The sequence below is a fragment of the Haemophilus sp. Marseille-P9675 genome (assembly GCF_916862695.1).
Classification (GTDB): domain Bacteria; phylum Pseudomonadota; class Gammaproteobacteria; order Enterobacterales; family Pasteurellaceae; genus Haemophilus; species Haemophilus haemolyticus_K.
The window spans coordinates 26347-49157 of the sequence record NZ_CAKASP010000008.1 but is presented as its reverse complement, the minus strand read 5'-3'; the positions used below and the strand labels follow the sequence as shown (position 1 = coordinate 49157).

Below are 22811 nucleotides of genomic sequence, written 5' to 3'. Positions count from 1 at the left end.
TGATATTTTTCACGCCTTTGTATTATTCAAACTCTAATTCCACCGCACTTTCGCCAAGTAAATTCACTAATTCTGTCAGAATTTCATCTGTTGGAATGATCGACCATTGCACGCCCAAACGTAACAACGCACGACCTCTCGGACTTTGGTAATACACGTTAATCGGCAAAGTTCCACCACTCACCGGCTCAAGTAATGCTTTAAGTTGTTTAATGAAACTTGGTGTAATTTGATGCTCAGAAAGACTAATAGCTAAGGATTTGACATAACGAGAACGAGCCTCATCTAAGGTCATTAACTCTCGCACCGTCATTTTTAAGCCACCTGAGAAATCATCAACACTGACCTGTCCAGAAGCAATCACTACAGTATCTTTTTGTAACTTTTCACCAAATTGCTCTAAACTTTCACCAAATAAAGTTAAATCTAAACGACCAGAACGATCATCTAATGTTGCAATACCGAGTCGATTACCTTTTTTAGTCATTGCTATACGAGATGAAACTAACAATCCTGCGGCAGTACTTATTTGCCCACGACGATTTGGTGTCAAATCTTTTAAACGTATTGATGTGTAATGAGATAATTCTTTTAAATATCGGCTTACAGGATGACTACTTAAATAAAGCCCTAGTGTTTCACGCTCACCATCAAGAATTTGTTTTTCTGAGTAAGGAGGGGTATTAGCATAGGCATTCTCGACTTCTTCGTGGGTTTCAGTCAGTACCCCAAACATATCCGTTTGTCCCATAGCTTCATCTTTAGCATGTTGATCAGATGCTTTAAGGGCATCTTCTAAATTCTTAGAAAGTGCGGCGCGATGTGGACCTAATTTATCAAAGGCACCGGACATAATTAGGCTTTCAAAAGTCCGGCGGTTAATTTTCTTCAAATCTACTCGAGCACATAAATCAAATAAGTCTTTGAAAATTCCCCCTTCATTTCTAGCGGTCACAAGTGCCTCAATCGGGCCTTCCCCCACACCTTTAATTGCGCCAATACCATATACAATTTCACCTTGGTCATTAACACTAAAATGATGCTTACCCACGTTAATATCTGGTGGAGCAACCTTTAATCCCATACGTAAACATTCATCATATAAACCCACAATTTTATCCGTGTTATCCATTTCAGATGTCATCACCGCAGCCATAAACTCTGCAGGGAAATGGGTTTTGAGCCAAAGCGTTTGGTAAGACACCAAGGCATAAGCAGCGGAGTGAGATTTATTAAAACCATAGCCAGCAAATTTTTCCACCAAGTCGAAAATCTTCATGGAAAGCTCACCATCAACACCGTTTTTTACCGCCCCCTCTTTAAACACAGAACGCTGCTTTGCCATTTCCTCTGGCTTCTTTTTCCCCATCGCTCGACGCAATAAGTCTGCTCCACCCAACGTATAACCAGCCAACACTTGCGCAATCTGCATCACTTGCTCTTGATACAAAATAATACCGTAAGTTGGCTCAAGAATAGGCTTCAAGCTTTCATGTTGATATTCTGCATCAGGGTAGGATACTTCTTCTCGTCCATGTTTACGATCAATAAAATTATCCACCATTCCTGACTGCAAAGGACCAGGACGGAACAATGCTACCAACGCGATAATATCTTCAAAACAGTCAGGTTGAAGGCGTTTGATCAAATCTTTCATACCACGAGATTCTAGCTGGAATACAGCTGTAGTTTCAGAACGTTTAAGCAGTTCAAAAGATTCATGATCATCTAGAGGGATCGCTGCAATATCAACAAGTGGCTTACCTTCTCGAGCCATGCGAGCATTAATCATATCTAATGCCCACTTAATGATAGTCAGAGTACGTAATCCTAAGAAATCAAACTTCACAAGCCCTGCATATTCCACATCGCTTTTATCAAAATGGGTAACAGGGTGAAGCCCTTCATTATCGCAATAAAGCGGCGCAAAATCCGTAATTAAAGTTGGAGAAATTACTACGCCTCCCGCATGTTTACCCGCATTACGGGTTACACCTTCCAACTTACGCGCCATATCTATTAAGGCTTGCACCTCTTCATCACTGTCATACGCCACTTGCAATTGTGGCTCAACTTCAAACGCTTTTGCGAGCGTCATTCCTGGATCTGGAGGAATCAATTTCGAAATACGATCAACGAAACCATAAGGATGTCCCAATACGCGCCCTACATCGCGAATCACCGCTTTTGCCGCCATGGTACCAAAGGTGATAATTTGTGATACTGCACCGCGTCCGTAAGTTTCAGCAACATGCTCAATAACACGATCTCGACCATCCATACAAAAATCCACGTCAAAGTCAGGCATAGATACCCGTTCTGGATTTAAAAAACGCTCAAACAGCAAATCAAACTCAAGCGGATCTAAATCGGTAATTTTCAATGCATAGGCAACTAAAGAACCAGCCCCCGAACCTCGTCCTGGTCCCACTGGAATATCATTATCTTTTGACCACTGAATAAATTCCATCACAATCAAGAAATAACCAGGGAATCCCATTTGGTTGATAACACCTAATTCCACTTCTAAACGTTCATCATATTCTGCCCGTCTTTCGGCCCTAATTTTCTCATCCGGAAATAGAAATACTAAACGCTCCTCTAGTCCTTCTCTGGCTTTTTTTATTAAGAAATCCTCCGTGCTCAATTCACCCGTTGGAAATTTTGGTAAAAAATATTGACCAAGACGAAGCGTTACACTACAACGCTGAGCAATTAAAAGCGTATTTTCTAAAGCTGAGGGAATATCTGCAAATAACTCACACATTTCCTCTTCTGAACGGAAATATTGTTCGGAGGTATAACGTTTTGGGCGTTTAGGATCATCTAAAGTATAACCATCTCTAATCGCCACACGAATTTCGTGGGCTTCAAAATCATCTTGCTTGAGGAATACCACATCATTTGTAGCAACTAACGGTAAATGGTAACGTTCAGCTAATTTTAGTGCTGCGTGGATATAACTTTCTTCATCCGCTCTTCCTGTGCGGCTAAGAGCAAGATAAAAATGCTCGGGAAAAAATTCTTGATAAAATGCGACCGTACTTTCAATCTCATCAGCATTATCTTTTAATAATTTCTTTCCCACATCTCCCTGTATACCACCAGATAAGATAATCACCCCTTCTCGATAATCAATAAGCCAATCTTGATCAATATAAGGTAAGTCGTTATAACCTCGCTGGTAAGCTTTTGATAACAATAAAGTAATATTTTTATAGCCTTCATTATTTTTAGCCAACAAAGTCAGATCAAAGTATTCATCGCCACATAATGTACTTTTGACTTTTACATCTGCCCCGATAATTGGCTTCATCCCTAAAGAAAGCATCTCGCCATAAAAGCGCACCACACCGCAAAAATTTGTAAAATCCGTTAGTGCCATTGCAACCATTTCATTAGCAGCACAGGCTTTTACTAGCGGTTTCACTTTGACGATACTGTCAATCATCGAAAAATCTGTGTGCGTGCGAAGATGGACGAAACGAGGCTGGGATGACATTGAAAATCCTTAAAGTGCGGTTAAATTTTGCCGTAAATATTGAGGCGGTATTATAGCGAATTTTTCAAACAAATGCCTATGCAACAAACGGCTTTCCTAATTAGCTCGGATAACCGATTGCGTGAACAAAAAATGTTAAGTAGATCAAAATTTTGATAATTATCCGTTCCCATTTTGGGTGATTTCGGCTAGTCTAGCAGCGATTTATTTATTTCAAGAGAATAAGGATGATCCTATGACAACTCTTTTTCATGTAGCGCAAAATTGGTTAAACCAAGATCCTGACGCAGAAACTCATGCAGAATTAACCGCACTTTTAGATGCGGCAAAAGGCGGAGATAAAGCAGCAGAAGCAGAATTACATGCGCGTTTTGATGGTCGTTTACAATTTGGTACGGCAGGTTTACGTGGCCGTTTACAAGCTGGCTCAATGGGGATGAACCGAGTGTTAGTTTCTCAAGCTGCTGGCGGTTTAGCGGAATATTTAAAAGATTACGATAAAGAACCATCTATCGTAATTGGTTACGACGGCCGTAAAAACTCTGATGTTTTTGCCCGTGACACGGCTGAAATTATGGCGGGTGCAGGCGTAAAAGCTTATTTATTACCACGTAAATTACCTACGCCAGTATTGGCTTATGCTATCCAATATTTTGATACCACTGCAGGTGTAATGGTGACAGCAAGCCATAATCCACCGGAAGATAACGGTTATAAAGTGTATTTAGGTAAAGCAAATGGCGGCGGTCAAATCGTTTCACCAGCAGATAAAGACATCGCAGCATTAATTGATAAAGTTTCGGCAGGCAATATCCAAGATTTACCACGTAGTGATAATTATGTGGTGTTAAATGATGAAGTGGTAGATGCGTACATTGCAAAAACTGCATCATTAGCTAAAGAGCCAGCTTGCGACATTAACTATGTTTATACCGCTATGCACGGTGTTGGCTATGAAGTTTTAAGTAAGACGCTGGCAAAAGCAGGCTTACCACAACCACACGTAGTCGCAGATCAAGTTTGGCCAGATGGCACATTCCCAACCGTGAACTTTCCAAATCCAGAAGAAAAAGGCGCATTAGATTTAGCAATTAAAGTGGCAAAAGAAAAGAATGCTGAATTTATCATTGCTAATGACCCAGATGCAGACCGTTTAGCGGTTGCTGTGCCTGATGCACAAGGCAACTGGAAATCACTACACGGCAACGTGGTAGGCTGTTTCTTAGGTTGGTACTTAGCAAAACAATATCAAGGCAAACAAGGCACATTGGCTTGCTCACTTGTTTCTTCTCCTGCGCTCGCTGAAATTGCGAAAAAATACGGTTTCCAATCAGAAGAAACCTTAACTGGTTTCAAATATATCGGTAAAGTATCTGGCTTATTGTTTGGTTTTGAAGAAGCATTGGGTTATTTAGTTGACCCAGACAAGGTACGCGATAAAGACGGTATTTCTGCAGCAATCGTGTTCTTAGATCTTGTGCGTAACTTGAAAAAACAAGGCAAAACTTTAGCGGATTATGCTGATGAATTTACCAAAGAATTTGGTGCTTATGTGAGTGGACAAATCTCTATTCGAGTAAGTGATCTTTCAGAAATCGGAAAATTAATGACCGCACTTCGTAACAATCCACTAGCAGAAATCGCTGGAGTGAAAGTGGCACAATTTATCGACCATACTAAAACAGATCGTCAAAGCGATATCCTTGTATTCAACTTGGAAAATGGCGGACGCTTAATTGCTCGTCCTTCAGGTACTGAACCAAAAATTAAATTCTACTTGGATGCGCGCGGTAAAGATCCAAAAGATGCAGATCGCGTATTAGCAGAATTTGATGAAGGTGTTCGTCACATTCTTCGCCAAGATGCTTATGGCAAACAAGCCTGCTAATTAATCGTTTCTAAAAATAAAACGCACTTTGTAGAAAGTGCGTTTTTTTATATCTGAAACCCAATAAATATCAGCAGATAAAATTAGAATTACAAGGATGACTAATAGATTAATAAAAATTAGAATTTGAGATAGTTTGACTAATGGAATGGTTACATCATTACACCCCATATAAGCATTCCATTAGCCAACAACAACTAACAATATCGCACCTAACAACAAGGTTGGTGGACAAAGAAGCGGACTGAAGCCCTCCATTTGCCCCACATCCAGCTATGGATGTTGTCCTATCATCAATGGCCACTTCATAATAAAGGTGAGCGACTCACTCGTTATCATTTCACTGATTAGGATATCGTTCGGGAATGTCAGACAACAGTCCGCCAAACCCAATAGGCAAGATGCACAGCTCTATGCCAAATGGTACAAACGTCCATTCTTGTGCCTAAATCTTGATTTATAGCTTGCGTCATTGACAACAAACTTACTGTGCAGATATATGGTATGACTTTTCACTTTTAGAAACTGTGATCTAGATCACAAAATTTGAAATACGATAAAATTCTTTTAGGCACGCTATCGCACTTACGATATATCACTATCAATATACTAACAATGCAACGGCCTCACAGGCGATGCCTTCACTTCGCCCTGTAAAACCTAATTTTTCCGTGGTCGTGGCCTTTACATTGACTTGCTCAATATCACATTGTAAATCCTCAGCAATTTTTACACGCATTGCATCAATATATGGGCGCATTTTGGGTGACTGAGCAATAATAGTTACATCAACATTCCCAATTTTATATCCCTTTTCTTGAACCTGACGAAAAGCTTCACGTAATAAACCACGACTATCTGCATTTTTATATTGCATATCTGTATCAGGGAAAAGTTTGCCAATATCGCCTAGTGCTGCCGCGCCTAAAATTGCATCAGTCAAGGCATGTAAAGCCACATCACCATCCGAATGTGCTATAAAACCAGTGTGATATGGTACTTCTACACCACCGATAATTAATGGGCGATTCTCTCCAAAAGCATGAACATCAAACCCATGTCCAATTCTCATCATAATTTATTCCTTGTTAAATAAAATTCAGCTAATGCCAAATCCTCGGGACGCGTGACTTTCAAATTATCACTACGACCAGCTACCAAGTGCGGTCGAAAACCCGCATGCTCCATTGCAGAAGCCTCATCCGTAATTTGAAGCCCTTGCTGTAGGGCTGTAGAAAGTGCTTTTTTCAAGCATTCCACTTGAAAAAATTGTGGTGTTTGAGCCTGCCAAAGCTGACTACGATCTTCAGTCACAACTATACGTTGTTGATTATCTGAACGCTTAATTGTGTCTGTTACGGGAATTGCTAAAATTGCCCCCTGTTCATCATCAATGGTTAATAATTTATCAATATCAGTATGCTGTAAACAAGGACGAGCCGCATCATGTACTAGTACCCAAGCATTTTTATCACAAATTGCATTCAAACCATTTAGCACTGATTCAGCCCTCGTTTCACCACCTTCTACCAATTGAATTTTAGGTGAAAGTGATAAATTGGCTATATAAGGATCATCTTTACTCACGACTAATATAATCTTCGAAATCGCTGTATGAGTTAGCATGATATCAAGCGTATGTTCTAACAACGTTTTACCTAACAACGCTAGGTATTGTTTTGGTTTATCCGCTTGCATACGCGAGCCTACTCCAGCTGCAGGTAATACAACAACAATTGGACGATCCATTATTTATTCTCTTTCACAATGTGATAAAACACTTCATTTTCTTTTACCATACCATGCTGCATCCTTGCTCGTTCTTCAATCGATTCAAACCCCTTTGTTAATCCTTGAATTTCCGCATTAATGCGTTGATTACGCTGGGAAAGTTTTTCATTTTCAGCATGATTTTCTACAATTTTTACCGCAGTTTCACGATAATCCCAAAATCCATTGCGTCCAAACCATAAATCATATTGAAACAGTGCCAATATGGCGAAAAGAATAAGAATCAAAAGTCGCATAATCTTTATGTTATACAAGAAAAATGCTGATAGTTTACCGTGAAAAAAGAGGAAAGGCGATAGCATAAAAAAATGCTGTACATATTCGTCACAAAATGAAAAGAAAAATGTGATCCATGTCACAAACTAAAGAGATATTCAGAGAAGATGAAGTAAAAAACCAAAAGACTTGATATACTCCCCACAGTATTTAACTGCCTTAATATGGAGAGTAATTTAACATGAAAACAACCTTAAAAATGACCGCACTTGCTGCAATTTCTGCTTTTGTTCTCGCTGGATGTAGTACTCATTCAATGGATTCAAAGGAACATGCTAATGCACAATTGCAACAACAAGCAGTTCTTGGATTAAACTGGATGCAAGATTCGGGTGAATACCAAGCATTAACTTATCAAGCATACAATGCAGCAAAAGTTGCCTTTGATCACGCAAAAGTTACTAAAGGAAAGAAAAAAGCGGTTGTTGTTGATTTAGATGAAACCATGTTAGATAACAGCCTTTATGCTGGTTGGCAAGTAAAAAACAATAAACCATTTGATGGAAAAGATTGGACGCGTTGGGTTGAAGCTCGCCAATCCCGAGCTATCCCTGGCGCAGTAGAATTTAATAATTATGTAAATTCACATAACGGTAAAATGTTTTACGTGACTAACCGTAAAGATAGCACAGAAAAAACCGGTACCATTGACGATATGAAACGTCTTGGCTTTAAAGGCTTAGATGATTCATCCTTTTACTTTAAAAAAGATAAATCTGCTAAAGCTGCGCGTTTTGCCGAGATTGAAAAACAAGGCTATGAGATTGTTCTTTACGCTGGCGATAACCTAGACGATTTCGGAGATACAGTCTACGGAAAAAGTAACAATGAACGTCGTTCATTTGTACAACAAAATCAGGCTAAATTTGGTAAAACCTTTATTGTATTACCAAATGCAAATTACGGTGGCTGGGAAGGTGGATTAGCTGACGGTTACTTTAAAAAAGATACCCAAGGCAAAATTAAAGCACGTCTAGATGCCGTACAAGCATGGGATGGTAAATAGTCTGTTATCATTAATAGTAGTTGATAAAAAATCTCCATTAAATGTTATTTAATGGAGATTTTATTTAACTTCTTGTTCTTGCAAATGCTGCCGCTTCTTCTATTAATTCATTACTTGGACGCTGATGCGTGTAAAGTTCAAATTGTTCAACCGCTTGTAAAACAATAACCTCAGCACCTGAAATAACCTTTTTCCCTTTAGATTCTGCATAACGGATAAAGGGGGTTTCAGCCGGAATAGCAACAACATCAAAAGCGATATTTGCAGCATTAATCATAGATTGTGGAAAAGCCAACTCAGTTTCTTCTTTTCCACCTTTCATGCCTATCGGGGTGACATTTACCAAAATTTCTGCACACTGATTTACCAACGAATCAATATATTCATAACCATAAAGTGCGGCTAAATATCGCCCTGTTTTTGCATTGCGAGCATAAATTTTAAGCTTCTCAAAGCCCCTATTTTTAAATGCAGCAACAACGGCCTTCGCCATCCCGCCACTGCCTTGTACAATCACGGAAGCATAATTATTCAGTTGATATTTCTCAATTAATTTTACAATAGCAATATAATCTGTGTTATAAGCACGTAAGAAACCATCATCATTCACAATAGTATTTACTGATTCTATCGCTTTTGCTGAAGAATGGATTTCATCTAAAAAAGGCATACAACTTTCTTTAAACGGCATAGAAACAGCACAACCACGAACACCTAATGCTCGTATACCTTTCACTGCATGTTCAATATCTTGTGTCGTAAAGGCTTTATAAATGAAATTTAACCCTAACTTTTCATATAAATAATTATGAAATGTGGTTCCAAAATTACCTGGTCGTCCTGACAACGACATACAGAGTTGAGTATCTTTATTTATCATTTTACTTTTCTAAATATTTAAATTCATACCATCATCAAGTCCAATAAAATATTGGTTCATATCAAATGCAGGTTTTGCAGCTTTATCTTGCCCAACAATTCTCGCCGGTACCCCAGCAGCTGTCGCGTATTCTGGTACAGGATGAAGCACGACTGAATTAGCCCCAATTTTGGCATATTTTCCAACTTCGATATTACCTAAAATTTTAGCACCAGCACCAATCATCACGCCCTCGCGTACTTTTGGATGACGATCACCAGATTCTTTACCTGTTCCGCCAAGTGTTACACCTTGCAAAATAGACACATCATTCTCAATTATAGAGGTCTCCCCTACGACAATTCCTGTGGCATGATCAAACATGATGCCATGACCAATTTTAGCTGCAGGATGAATATCTACATCAAAGGCTACTGAAATCTGATTTTGCAAATAAAGCGCAAGCGCTTTTCGATTCTGATTCCACAAATAATGTGTAATCCGATAACTCTGAATAGCATGGAAACCTTTTAAATAAAGTAATGGCGTAGTCCACAATTCCACCGCTGGATCGCGCTGACGCACAGCTTTAATATCACTTGCTGCACAATCAATAATTGAAGGATTAGCTTGATAGGCTTCTTCAATGATTTCTCGTAAAGAGATCGCTGGCATAATAGGATTCGCTAATTTATTAGCAAGTAAATAACTCAATGCACTACCAAGATTTTGATGTTTCAAAATAGTAGAGTGAAAGAAACTTGCTAACATAGGCTCATGCTCTGCGAGCATTTTGGCCTCTTGACGGATGTACTGCCATACCTCTAATGTCATATTATATCCCCTTTCTCCGCCCATTTTATTGGCAAGCCTGGCCATATCTTAATTTATCCAACAAAATTATAACGCAATATCAACTAAACATTAGCTAAACGAAATTGAAAAGGCACTATCACCCTTCCTTTTTCACTATTTTGTAATTGATAAAATTGCGGATAATTAAAATTACGCAAAATGATATTATAAGGATTATTATCTCCCTCATGCTTAGCATTTTGGTAAAGTTGATTAATCTCACGCACTTTATCATCCTTTTCACCATCACATCGGCGATAAATTTCAAGACGATTAGCTTCATCTAAAATATAAACATTAAAACTGTGATCTGGATTATCTTCAAAGAAAAACTGTAAGAAACCTTCTCGAGCAAACGCATCCATTTCTGCTGGATAACAACGGCTTTCTTGGGTCATTTCACTATCCTTAATAGGATTTTGTAAAACTTCATCAAAATCTACCGCACTTTTTATATCATCAAGCGCAGAATCATTCTGGATTTCTTGTAAAGTGATACCACGCTCTTCAAAGAAGAATTGCCAATTTTTACCGGCAACACGTAAACGAGAGGAATGACTTAATGACGTCTCTCCAACCTGAATACTCACACAACGATTAACTAACCCGCTAACAAGCTGGCATAAATCTTGTCTATAACGTTTGCTATAACAATATACTTGAATCGAATCAGGTCGATTCACTCCACGATAAATTTTGTTAGAAAGCACTTTTAGAGCAAGCAAAATCGCATTTTGACCTTCAAAATGAAGGGTACGAATTTCATTCCAAATATTACGATAAGTAAAATCAATACTTCCTACAAGGCTTTGCTCCATTGCACCAAAACTAAATAAATCTCTTGATGAAATATCTGTTAATACTTCTTCTACATTCGCTGTTGGATCTAACGTCAGATTAATAGCAATAAACAAACTACGAATTTCACACTGATTTAATAAATCACTATTACTTGGTTGAGGTGCGACAGTACTTGGAAATGCCACTCGAAGATTACTTACAAAACGATATAATGTTGCTGAACTCACTTTTTTACTGAAAATAGATAAGTGCGTCTTCTCAGTTAAAAGACGATTAAAATATGCCCATGCGACGAGTTTATTTAAGCTCTCACCATATTCAATCACTCGCTCTTTAGAAAACATAATATGATTTGGCGACTGATTAATAAGATACCAGCCATCTTTAAAATGCTTATTTCCTCGTACTTCTAAGAAGGTAATATGATCTTCCGACAAATTATGGGAAATTTGCGTGTTGAGTAAAGTGACCTTACCCGGAATTGCTTCAAAGGCCGTATAAAGTTTACGTGAAAGAATATTAATATCTTGTGGTACAACACTTGAGTGAATTCGATGTTTTCGAGCAAACTCAACTAAGTTACGGTAACTCAACATCAAAAACTTCACCACATTATCATGATTTTCTTTGACTGCTTTGATTTTCCAAAGTGGGCGACAATTAAGGAATTGTACAGTTTCATCAGACCATCCCCATTCCCGAGCCAAAATTTCCATATAACGGATACGCCAATTATCTGCTTGGTAAAGTGCAAGATCCTTCGTTGCTTTCACATAAAAACAACGACGTACAAAATCAAGGCGCTTAAATTCAGAAAGTGCGGTTAAATATTGAGTAACTTTTGAAAGGATAGCAATATAAGGATCAAAATGGTGATCTGGATTAGCACAACCTGAAAGTAAATCGCGTTTAAAGGTGCGTGCAATTAAACAGGTATTAGGATATTCTTTAGAATAAGCTTCTAGCAGTAAAATTTTGAGTACTGATTTATAAGGAGAATCAATTCCTTTATAAAGCTGCCATAAGCTAGCCCCAAAATATTCACTCGCCGAGAATTGACCTAAACCGCCAAAATCAACCCAATCATTTGGATCGAGTTCCCCAGATTCAATCAGTCGTTCAACTTCCTTTTCATAATCCTTTTCGTTTTCAACCCATAAATGTAGCCATAACAAAGGTTTACCCGCTAAACGAACTGCTGACCGATAAAATTCATCCAACAGCAACATATACTGTGCGGATCCACTATTTTCGGCGGTGAGTGAATCAGCATAATGTTCATGGCGAAAGCGTTGCTGATCTACTAAATAGAAATTAATTTCTACATTAAACTGAGTCGCCCATTCAGAAATACGTTTAGCTTTTTTGGTAATAAGTGCACATTCATCTGAACTAAGGCCATCACGGACACAAATCCAAGTATCTAAATCAGAAGATGAAGTTTGGCTAATAGAACCAAAACTCCCCATCACATACACACCTAAAATAGGAGGCAAAACAGATTGAAAATTTACCGCACTTTGATGATTTATATATTTACAATCGGCATAATTAATACCGTATTCATTAACAAGCCATCGCTTTTGATAATCAGAAATATGGAAACCGGAAACCCCTGATGGAGCATGAATGACATAGCCAGGAAGCTGTGGGTGATTACTCTGTAAAAGTAAAGGAACTATTGATAACACATGTTGAAACGCATCGCCAGAACCCAGTAACGCTCGTTCAAAACGACGTTTATCTAAAGCCTTTACCCATTGTTTGGCTCGTTCAAGATTATATTCCAAGCGGCGTCCTTACCAGAACAGCAAAAATTACTAAGTAATTTACCACTTGAGGTGTAGGAAAGCAAAAGAATTAAACGAAATAGCGCGGTACTATTCTATCATTCGATTTATTACACCTTAATCTAGAATATAGATGATTAAGGTGTAACATTTTCTTAACTAAGCATCCATCGACATACAGAGTAAGGTTAATGGGTGAATACAGGTCACATTGGATGACATATCAATTTGCCATTTACAGGTTTGGCATTCAGATATGACGTAATCAAACCCACCTTCATTAATATTATCGAATAGGTTTTTACCAATAGATTGTGAAACCTCATAGTTTTCTGATTTAAAACCGTAAGTCCCAGCAATACCACAGCATTGGCTAGGTAACATAATGATTTCTAAACCAGGAATTTTTTTCAACACTTCCAAAGTATAAGGTGCCCAACCCGCCTTATCTACGTGACAAGCGGTGTGATAAGCCACTCGAAGTTTAAGTGGTTTCAACGGTAATGTTTTACCTTCTTTGAACAGTTGGTATAAGAATGGCGTCACCATATGAATATGCGGACGCACTTTAGCATTATCGATACCTAAAATATGATGGTATTCATCACGCAGATTAAGTGAACAACTTGATGCTTCACTGATCACATCTAGTCCATTTTCATCTACCATTTTTCCAATGTAATCGGTATTGAACCGTGCGATATTACGTGCACGTTCTGGGAAACCATTCACCATTAATGGTAAACCACAGCATTTTTCTTTTTCTAGTAACATCACTCCAATGTTCATCGCATTGAATACTTTAAGGAATTCTTTACCAAGCTGCGGATTATTGTAGTTCACATAACAACCATGATAATACGCGACTTTACGCTCAAATTTTTGTTGGCCTTGTAACGCATTTTTCATATACCAGCTGCGGAACGTGCCAAACGCATATTTAGGTAAAGTACGTTCTTTACTAATTTTAAGCGTTTTTTCCAACATAAATTTGGTAGCTTTTAGGCTTGTGATAGTGTTTACAATCGGCGCTAATGGCGTATTGATTTTCCCCATGACATCCGTGTTACTTAAAATCGCATCACGCAATTTATTCATTAACGGTTTTTTAGATTGTGCTAAGTGGTTATTACGTGCACGCACAATTAAATCACCGATTTTCACATCAGACGGACAAGCCACTTCACAACGTTTACAGTTGGTACAATATTTAAGTGCTTCATCGTAAAGTTCAGCAGATTTTAAGCGTAAACGCTCACCATCTGGGCCAGATTGTTTTGGACCAGGATAAAGCGGATTGTTGCGTGAAACCGGACAAACAGCGGTACAAGCCGTACATTTAATACAGCTTTCAAAACTTTCGTCGATATATTTATGGCTTTCAGGTGAATTTAGGGATTGTTTTGCACTATCAATGAGTCGTTGAATATTATTATCCATATTATTCCCCCTTATTTCGCCAAGATTTCATCAGCAACCGCCAAGGCAGTTACAACTGCGACACCCGAACCACAACCTAGTTCAAGCGCATTAAAACCACCAATTACATTACCGACGGCATATAAATTCGTTAAATATTGACCGCTCTTTTGCACTTGGCATTGCGCATTAATTGCCACACCAGCAGATTGATAAGGTTGTGGATGAGCAAAACGATGAGCAGTCCAAGTAAAACGATCTTTATCGTTAAACCCTTCAACACCGATAATATCGGATTCAAAAACCGGCTCATAAATTTTATCGAATTCAGAAATGAGTCCTTTACTGAAGAAACTGCCTGAAGCTAGTACGAAGTTATCTGCAGTAATTTCTTCATCTTCGAGCAAGCGAGTGTTGATACAACGTACTTGGTTTCCTTCAAATGTTGCGCTCAATGCACTATCACCGTTAATCATTAAACCACCAAGGGATTCAAATTTACGGCGTAATTGAATACGTTGACGCATACCAAGTAATGATGGTGGCAACGTTGGTAATTCAAATAATGCGAGTTTAGTTGCATCACGAAGTGCGGTCATAAATTCTTGGTTTTCTAAACCAAAACAAGCCGGTAAAAATACTGCTTCTGCACCTTGCGCTGATTCAATAATTTCTTTAACAAGATCATTAAACGCAAGTTTGTGCTCTAGAAGTTGAGAGATGTTTACACTGCGGAACTCACGAGCATTTTTACGAAGCTCGTCTAATTGTGGAATATTTAAGAAACCACTAGTCACCTCACAATGCTCAAATTGTGGGTTTAACACCAAATTTGCCGCCAAAAGTTGCGGTTGAAAATCGTGATAACCTTCAATACCAAGCACAGCAATACGTTTATGCGGAAAACGTTCATTGCCTTGTACAATTGGCACACTATTTGGTGAAAGCCACGCACCACGCAAACTGCCTAAGCCAGTTACACGCCAATGGTTCTTTTCCGTAGAACCAATTAAATCAAGATTTAATTCATTAGCTAAACGTTCAAAATCTTGCGCTTTAGCAAGTACTTTCTCTGCACCTAATAAACTATAAGGGTGAGCAGGTAATTCATTGCGAAGTGCGGTAATATTTTCTTTTAAATTTTCTACCGCGCGACCTTCTCCATTTGGAGTTGATGGTATACGGCTTAATAAATCTAAAGAGCCGGATGCAAAATCAATGGCTGCTTGACCGTTGTTGATTATCACGCAACGTTTGCCGCGTTGTTGAAGAGCGATACCACAGGTTAAACCCGCTAAACCACCGCCAATAATGGCTACATCAAAATTCATTGCTATCCGTCCCTTGTTGTGCTTGTTCATCAAGCGGTTTCACATCATTTAAACCTAATACGCTACCATACATCCAAGATGTAAATTCGGCTTCGCGAATAGCTTCACCCCAAGCAATCGGCTCAATACCGCGCCAGCGTTCTTCCATAAAGGCAGAAAGTTGAGTCGTTGATTGAGTTGGTGTTGCCACTTCAAAACGGTTCATTAAGCCAGCAGCACGACATGCACAAAGCTCAGCTTGGCAAGTACCCATACCAACACGAGTACGGCGACGTAAATCCACAATGTTATTTACGCCCAGTTCATCAATCGCATAGCGCACTTCGCCCGCCGTCACCGCTTCACATTCGCAAACCATTGAACGATCTAAACGTTCTTTTTCAAGCAAACGAGTAGCACGTGAACCATGACGATACACGGCGGAATAACGAATAGTACTTGGTAATGAAATGACTTTTTGATTGGTCTCTTGACGGCTTTCAGTAGAGCCTGGCAAAGGTTGCTCCGCAGTGACACAACGAGCCGTTTTATTGAGTTTTTTACAAACAAGGTCGGTCGCCCATTCAGCCATTAAACGATAAGTCATTAACTTACCGCCTGTAATAGTAATAAAGCCATCTAAGCCATCGCGTTCTGCGTGGTCAAGTAACACAATACCACGACTCACATTACGACCTGATGGATCATCATCACTCGCAACTAATGGACGCACCCCTGCATAAGCACGTAATACGCGAGTATGACGTAAACTCGGTGCAAGTTTTTCACCTTCACGGAAAAGAATATCCACCTCCTCTGGCGTCACTTGCATGTTATCGATTTGATCATAAGGCACACGACTTGACGTTGTACCAATAACACAAATTGTATCGCCTGGAACAAGAATATCCGCATCAGCTGGTTTACGGCAGCGGTTAATGACAAGTTTATTAATACGATGGCCCATTACGAGCAATGCACCTTTCGCAGGGAACATTTTGATTTTGAGATCGACATATTCCGCAATCCCTTGTCCCCAAATACCACCAGCATTCACAACCAACGGTGCAAAAAATTGGCGTTCTCTACGATTTTTATGATCGTACACATTCACACCAATCACTTTTCCACCTTCACGAATCAAATTTTTTACTTCGCAATAAGTGAACATTTTTGCGCCGTTTTCTGTCGCATCCATCATATTAGAGGCAGTTAAACGGAATGGGTCAATAGAACCATCTGGCACAACAACAGCGCCCACTAAATCTGGATTTACAGAAGGCTCCATAATTTTAGCTAAGTCAGGATCAATGGCTTGCGCATCAATTCCAGATTTTGCACAACTCTCAAGGAAGGTTTTTTGATAGTCGAGAGAATCTTCAGGCAAAGTGATAAATAAGCCTTCCGTTTCATCTACGCAATGGCGCGCAATTTTGCGCAAAATGCGGTTTTCTTTAATACATTCTTCAGCAGATTCTTGGTCGTTTACGGCATAACGTGCACCACTGTGTAATAATCCGTGGTTACGTCCTGTCGCACCCGTTGCGATGTCTCGGCGTTCCAATAAAATACAATCAATACCACGAAGTGCACAGTCACGCGCAATACCAGCACCCGTTGCGCCACCACCAATAATAATGACATCGGTACTGAGTGGCGAAAAATCTCCAACATCTTTGTACATGCTAGGCGATAATCCCATGTTTACCCCCAATTCCCAAAATTTAACAAAAAAGTAATATAAAAAATACAGAGAGTATTGTATTTAAGTATGCTTAAATTAACAACATTTTGAGCGGAAAAGAAAATGAATTTGTGAAGTTGATCACAATAATTTTCGCATTCGCTCAGACAAAGTAAAATTTTTGTGAAACACTTCACATTTTTGCATTTTACTACTTTCTTATTTTTTATTTTCTTTTATGATGCAGCACATCCCTTACTATCTGAAGGGTAAATTTCAATAACACATAATTACAAAGTTGGAGAAAAATTATGTTTGGTCCATTTAAACCCGCTCCGCATATTGCGGAACTTCCAGCGGAAAAAATTGATTCCACGTATAGACGCTTACGTTGGCAAGTATTCGCAGGGATCTTCTTTGGTTATGCCGCATACTATTTCGTGCGTGCAAACTTTGACTTAGCACAACCTGGTTTAATTCAAGCAGGTCTTTATACAAAAGCTGAGCTTGGTGTAATCGGTTCTGCAGCTGGTCTTGCTTACGGTTTATCAAAATTCGTCATGGCTGGTATGTCTGACCGTTCTAACCCTCGTGTATTCCTACCATTTGGTTTATTACTATCTGGTTTATGTATGACCTTAATGGGTCTATTCCCATGGGCAACCTCTGGCATCGCTATCATGTGGGCGATGATCTTCTTAAATGGTTGGTTCCAAGGTATGGGATGGCCTCCATGTGGTCGTACTATGGTGCACTGGTGGTCTAAATCTGAACGCGGTACTATCGTGTCAATTTGGAATACTGCGCACAATATCGGTGGTATGATGCCTGGTGCAATGGTGCTATTAGCAAGTGCCGTCTTCTTCAGCACTCATGGTATCGAAGCACAAGCAAAAGACATTTGGCAACAATCCCTATACTATCCGGGTATTGCAGCAATGATCTGTGCAATTCCAGTTTACTTCGTGATGCGTGATACTCCACAATCTTGTGGTTTACCATCTATCGAAAAATGGCGTAATGACTACCCTGATGACTATAACGAAAAAACTTACGAAAACGATTTAAGCACAAAAGAAATCTTCGTTACTTATGTATTGAAAAACAAATTGTTATGGTACATCGCACTTGCTAACGTGTTCGTATATTTAATCCGCTACGGTGTATTAAAATGGTCTCCGGTTTATTTGAGCGAAGTAAAACACTTCAACATCAAAGGTACCGCATGGGCGTATACAATCTATGAATTAGCAGCGGTTCCAGGTACATTATTATGTGGTTGGGTATCAGATAAAGTATTCAAAGGTAAACGTGGTTTAACTGGTTTCATCTTCATGATCTTAACAACTGCAGCGGTTATTGCGTACTGGATGAACCCTGCTACACCAGAAGCTGAATTAGCAAACTACAGCGCATGGTATCAAAACCCATACCAATTAACTGACTTCATTTTAATGACTTTAATCGGTTTCTTAATCTATGGTCCTGTAATGTTAATCGGTTTACATGCTCTTGAGTTAGCACCGAAAAAAGCAGCAGGTACTGCAGCAGGTTTCACCGGTTTATTCGGTTACTTAGGTGGTACAGTTTCTGCATCTGCAGTTATCGGTTGGGCTGCTCAACATTACGGATGGGACGGTGGTTTCTACGTAATGATCGGCGGTGGCGTATTAGCTGTGTTATTACTCTTAATCGTAATGGTTGAAGAAGGAAAACACAAAGCGAAATTAGGCGATACTTACGGTACTAAATAATTAGCTTAAAAAAGGCGACGGGCAAATTGCTTAGTCGCCTTTTTTGTAACTAAAATCTAAAAAAACCATAAAAATTTACCGCACTCTTAAGGAGAAAATACTTATGAAACTTAAAACTTTAGCGCTTTCTTTATTAGCAGCTGGCGTACTTGCAGGTTGCAGCAGCCATTCATCAAGCATGGCAAACACCCAAATGAAATCAGACAAAATCATTATTGCTCACCGTGGTGCTAGCGGTTATTTACCAGAGCATACTTTAGAATCTAAAGCACTTGCGTTTGCACAACATGCTGATTATTTAGAGCAAGATTTAGCCATGACTAAAGATGGTCGTTTAGTGGTTATTCACGATCACTTTTTAGATGGCTTGACTGATGTAGCGAAAAAATTCCCACATCGTCACCGTAAAGACGGTCGTTACTATGTCATCGACTTTACCTTGAAAGAAATTCAAAGTTTAGAAATGACAGAAAACTTTGAAACCAAAGATGGCAAACAAGCACAAGTTTATCCTGGTCGTTTCCCACTTTGGAAATCACACTTCAGAATTCACACCTTTGAAGATGAAATTGAATTTATCCAAGGCTTGGAAAAATCTACAGGCAAAAAAGTAGGGATTTATCCAGAAATCAAGGCACCTTGGTTCCACCATCAAAATGGCAAAGATATTGCCGTAGAAACGCTCAAAGTATTGAAAAAATATGGCTATGATAAGAAAACCGATATGGTTTACTTACAAACTTTCGACTTTAATGAGTTAAAACGTATCAAAACTGAATTACTTCCAAAAATGGGCATGGATTTGAAATTAGTTCAATTAGTGGCTTATACAGATTGGAAAGAAACGCAAGAAAAAGATGCGAAAGGTAAATGGGTAAACTACGATTACGATTGGATGTTTAAACCAGGTGCAATGGCAGAAGTGGTAAAATATGCTGATGGTGTTGGTCCGGGTTGGTATATGTTAGTAGATAAAGAAAAATCTAAACCAGGCAACATTGTATACACACCATTAGTAAAAGAGCTTGCTCAATACAAAGTTGAACTTCATCCATATACAGTGCGTAAAGACGCATTGCCAGAATTCTTCACAGATGTAAATCAAATGTACGATGCATTATTGAATAAATCAGGTGCAACAGGCGTATTTACTGATTTCCCAGATACTGGCGTGGAATTCTTAAAAGGGAAAAAATAATATCCCTCACAACCGTGGGTAAACATACCCACGGTTAACTAGGTTTCTATATTGTAGAAGCTAAAAATTTACTCTAACAGAGTAACATCATAATCAATCTAGGTGTTCTAACCTAGAATTCAAATAAGGAGGCTATTTCAAAACACTCCGTATTCTTTTTAATAAATTCTTCCCCTTTATTTAGGGAAAACACTCTTCATTTCAACCGCACTTCTAAGGAGTGATCTATGGATAAATCATTAAAAGCGAACTGTATTGGCGAGTTTTTAGGTACAGCCTTATTGATTTTCTTTGGTGTGGGCTGCGTTGCAGCACTAAAAGTAGCAGGCGCTAGTTTTGGCTTGTGGGAAATCAGCATTATGTGGGGGATGGGCGTTGCACTTGCAGTATATGCAACAGCTGGTTTATCTGGCGCACATTTAAACCCAGCAGTAACCATTGCCCTTTGGAAATTTGCTTGCTTTGATGGCAAAAAAGTAATTCCTTACATCATTTCACAAATGCTCGGCGCATTCTTTGCTGCAGCATTAGTTTATGCCTTATACCGCAATGTTTTTATCGATTATGAAACAGCCCACAATATTGTTCGCGGTACACAAGAAAGTTTAAGCCTTGCGGGTACATTCTCCACTTATCCTCATCCAAGTTTAAGCGTTGGTGGCGCCTTTGCTGTGGAATTTGTGATTACTGCAATTCTTATGGCATTAATTATGGCATTAACTGACGATGGAAACGGTGTACCTCGTGGTCCACTTGCCCCATTATTAATTGGTGTATTAATCGCGGTTCTCGGCGGTGCTATGGGCCCATTAACAGGTTTTGCCATGAATCCAGCACGTGACTTCGGACCAAAATTCTTTGCTTATCTCGCTGGCTGGGGCGAACTCGCTTTAACTGGCGGACGCGAAATCCCTTATTTTATCGTTCCAATGGTTGCACCCGTTTTAGGCGCATTAGCTGGTGCATGGTTATACAAAAAAGCAATTGGCGGCAATTTACCTTGTAATTGCGGCTGCGAATAATTATTTGAAGGAGTAATACTATGACAGACAAAAAATACATCATTGCATTAGACCAAGGCACAACAAGCTCTCGCGCAGTATTATTAGATCATAATGCGAATGTGGTTGAAATTGCACAACGTGAATTTACCCAAATCTACCCTCGAGCAGGCTGGGTAGAACATAACCCTATGGAAATTTGGGCAACTCAAAGCTCAACCTTAAACGAAGTCGTTGCCAAAGCGGGCATTACATCTGATGAAATTGCTGCTATCGGTATCACCAACCAACGTGAAACCACCATTGTATGGGAAAAAGCAACTGGTACGCCTGTTTATAACGCTATCGTATGGCAATGTCGCCGTACTGCAGACATTACCGATAAATTAAAAGCCGATGGTCATGAAGAATACATTCGCAATACCACAGGCTTAGTGGTTGACCCTTACTTCTCTGGTACAAAAGTGAAATGGATTTTGGATAATGTTGAAGGTGCTCGAGAAAAAGCAGAACGAGGCGAATTATTATTTGGTACCGTTGATACTTGGCTTGTATGGAAACTGACTCAAGGCCGAGTGCACGTAACCGATTACACCAATGCATCTCGTACCATGTTATTCAACATTCATACCAAACAATGGGACGACAAGATGCTTGAAATCTTGAATATTCCACGTTCAATGTTACCTGAAGTACGCAACTCTTCTGAAATTTACGGCCAAACCAATATCGGTGGTAAAGGCGGTGTTCGTATTCCTGTTGCAGGGATTGCAGGTGACCAACAAGCTGCACTTTACGGACATCTTTGCGTACATGCAGGCCAAGCCAAAAACACTTACGGCACAGGTTGCTTTATGTTGCTCCACACAGGTAACAAAGCTATTACATCCAAAAATGGACTTCTCACAACCATTGCTTGTAATGCAAAAGGCGAACCAGAATATGCCTTAGAAGGTTCAGTATTTATCGCGGGTGCATCAATCCAATGGCTCCGTGATGAACTCAAAATTGTTCACGATAGTTTTGACTCTGAATACTTTGCACAAAAAGTAACTGATAGTAATGGCGTATATGTTGTTCCAGCTTTCACTGGGTTAGGTGCACCATATTGGGATCCATATGCGCGCGGTGCAATTTTTGGCCTTTCTCGCGGTGCAAACCGTAATCATATTGTTCGTGCAACATTAGAATCTATTGCTTACCAAACCCGCGATGTCTTAGAGGCTATGCAATCAGATTCAGGTGAACGCTTACAATACCTCCGTGTAGATGGTGGCGCGACCAACAATAACTTCTTAATGCAATTCCAAGCTGATATTTTAGATGTAAATGTTGAGCGCCCAGTTGTAAAAGAAGTGACTGCGCTAGGCGCCGCTTACCTTGCAGGTTTAGCAACAGGCTTCTGGAAAGATTTAGACGAGCTTCGTGATAAAGCCCGTGTAGAACGCACTTTCAGCCCAGACAGCGACAATGAAAAACGCGAACGTCGCTACAAAGGCTGGAAAAAAGCCGTTAAACGCTCATTAGAATGGGCAAAAGAGGATGAAGAATAATTTTTTATTGCCTATTTTCAAATGTTCATTACTTCAAAACGATCGTAAGTGCGGTCGTTTTTTATTGGTTTTTTTATCTCAAATCAGTAAACTAAAGATATTATTTTCTCAATGGAGAATCATC

The 22811-nt window shown here is 39.3% G+C and carries 16 protein-coding genes; 6 read left to right on the top strand and 10 right to left on the bottom strand.

The features are described 5' to 3' along the window. Nucleotides 1-22: 22 nt before the first annotated feature. Entirely contained in the window at nucleotides 23-3502 is a 3480-nt protein-coding gene (gene dnaE / locus LIX50_RS09090) for a DNA polymerase III subunit alpha (protein WP_048953084.1), read from the bottom strand. A 235-nt stretch (nucleotides 3503-3737) separates the two neighbouring features. Between dnaE and LIX50_RS09085 the strand changes: the two genes are divergently transcribed. Continuing rightward, on the top strand, nucleotides 3738-5390 hold the full coding sequence (locus LIX50_RS09085; RefSeq protein WP_048953085.1) for a phospho-sugar mutase: 1653 nt from the start codon (nucleotides 3738-3740) through the stop codon (nucleotides 5388-5390). A 601-nt stretch (nucleotides 5391-5991) separates the two neighbouring features. Here the strand turns inward: LIX50_RS09085 and ispF are convergent. Genes ispF through ftsB form a run of 3 tightly spaced genes read right to left on the bottom strand, consistent with a single transcriptional unit; the run spans nucleotide 5992 to nucleotide 7417 of the window. Continuing rightward, nucleotides 5992-6465: a 2-C-methyl-D-erythritol 2,4-cyclodiphosphate synthase gene (ispF, locus tag LIX50_RS09080; RefSeq protein WP_048953086.1), complete on the bottom strand. Its 474-nt coding sequence runs from the start codon at nucleotides 6463-6465 to the stop codon at nucleotides 5992-5994. Beyond that, a complete protein-coding gene (gene ispD, locus LIX50_RS09075; protein ID WP_048953087.1) occupies nucleotides 6462-7139 on the bottom strand; it encodes a 2-C-methyl-D-erythritol 4-phosphate cytidylyltransferase in 678 nt (225 codons plus the stop codon). Before ispD ends, ispF begins: the two co-directional genes overlap by 4 nt. Further along, entirely contained in the window at nucleotides 7139-7417 is a 279-nt protein-coding gene (gene ftsB / locus LIX50_RS09070; RefSeq protein WP_048953088.1) for a cell division protein FtsB, read from the bottom strand. The genes ispD and ftsB overlap by 1 nt, the downstream gene beginning before the upstream one ends. Before the next feature lie 221 nt (nucleotides 7418-7638). Here ftsB and LIX50_RS09065 point away from each other — a divergent pair, with 221 nt between their 5' ends. Further along, nucleotides 7639-8463, top strand: coding sequence for a 5'-nucleotidase, lipoprotein e(P4) family (locus tag LIX50_RS09065; RefSeq protein WP_048953089.1), 825 nt, complete (start codon nucleotides 7639-7641; stop codon nucleotides 8461-8463). A 64-nt stretch (nucleotides 8464-8527) separates the two neighbouring features. Here the strand turns inward: LIX50_RS09065 and LIX50_RS09060 are convergent, their stop codons facing one another. The 6 genes from LIX50_RS09060 to glpA all read right to left on the bottom strand — a co-directional run bounded on the left by LIX50_RS09060 (nucleotide 8528) and on the right by glpA (nucleotide 17199). Further along, nucleotides 8528-9343 carry a shikimate 5-dehydrogenase gene (locus tag LIX50_RS09060; protein ID WP_048953090.1) on the bottom strand — a complete coding sequence of 272 codons (816 nt, stop codon included), beginning with the start codon at nucleotides 9341-9343 and terminating at the stop codon, nucleotides 8528-8530. Nucleotides 9344-9352: 9 nt separating this feature from the next. Continuing rightward, on the bottom strand, nucleotides 9353-10156 hold the full coding sequence (cysE, locus tag LIX50_RS09055) for a serine O-acetyltransferase (RefSeq protein WP_048953091.1): 804 nt from the start codon (nucleotides 10154-10156) through the stop codon (nucleotides 9353-9355). Between the two features lie 83 nt (nucleotides 10157-10239). Beyond that, nucleotides 10240-12768, bottom strand: a complete 2529-nt coding sequence (locus LIX50_RS09050; protein WP_048953092.1) for a class I adenylate cyclase — start codon at nucleotides 12766-12768, stop codon at nucleotides 10240-10242. A gap of 159 nt (nucleotides 12769-12927) precedes the next feature. Beyond that, nucleotides 12928-14208 carry an anaerobic glycerol-3-phosphate dehydrogenase subunit GlpC gene (glpC, locus tag LIX50_RS09045; protein ID WP_048953093.1) on the bottom strand — a complete coding sequence of 427 codons (1281 nt, stop codon included), beginning with the start codon at nucleotides 14206-14208 and terminating at the stop codon, nucleotides 12928-12930. An 11-nt stretch (nucleotides 14209-14219) separates the two neighbouring features. Continuing rightward, on the bottom strand, nucleotides 14220-15518 hold the full coding sequence (glpB, locus tag LIX50_RS09040) for a glycerol-3-phosphate dehydrogenase subunit GlpB (RefSeq protein WP_048953094.1): 1299 nt from the start codon (nucleotides 15516-15518) through the stop codon (nucleotides 14220-14222). Further along, nucleotides 15508-17199, bottom strand: coding sequence for an anaerobic glycerol-3-phosphate dehydrogenase subunit A (gene glpA / locus LIX50_RS09035; RefSeq protein ID WP_048953095.1), 1692 nt, complete (start codon nucleotides 17197-17199; stop codon nucleotides 15508-15510). The genes glpB and glpA overlap by 11 nt, the downstream gene beginning before the upstream one ends. A 293-nt stretch (nucleotides 17200-17492) precedes the next feature. On the opposite strand from glpA, the gene glpT reads away from it, so the two are divergent. The 4 genes from glpT (at nucleotide 17493) to glpK (ending at nucleotide 22687) form a co-directional block, all read left to right on the top strand. Further along, nucleotides 17493-18935, top strand: coding sequence for a glycerol-3-phosphate transporter (gene glpT, locus LIX50_RS09030; protein WP_048953096.1), 1443 nt, complete (start codon nucleotides 17493-17495; stop codon nucleotides 18933-18935). A gap of 103 nt (nucleotides 18936-19038) precedes the next feature. Further along, a complete protein-coding gene (gene glpQ / locus LIX50_RS09025) occupies nucleotides 19039-20133 on the top strand; it encodes a glycerophosphodiester phosphodiesterase (protein WP_048953097.1) in 1095 nt (364 codons plus the stop codon). Nucleotides 20134-20360: 227 nt separating this feature from the next. Next, nucleotides 20361-21155 (top strand): MIP/aquaporin family protein, encoded by a 795-nt coding sequence (locus LIX50_RS09020; RefSeq protein ID WP_048953098.1) that lies wholly within the window; start codon nucleotides 20361-20363, stop codon nucleotides 21153-21155. 20 nt (nucleotides 21156-21175) lie between these two features. Beyond that, nucleotides 21176-22687, top strand: a complete 1512-nt coding sequence (glpK, locus tag LIX50_RS09015; protein ID WP_005635293.1) for a glycerol kinase GlpK — start codon at nucleotides 21176-21178, stop codon at nucleotides 22685-22687. The last annotated feature ends 124 nt before the right edge of the window (nucleotides 22688-22811 follow it).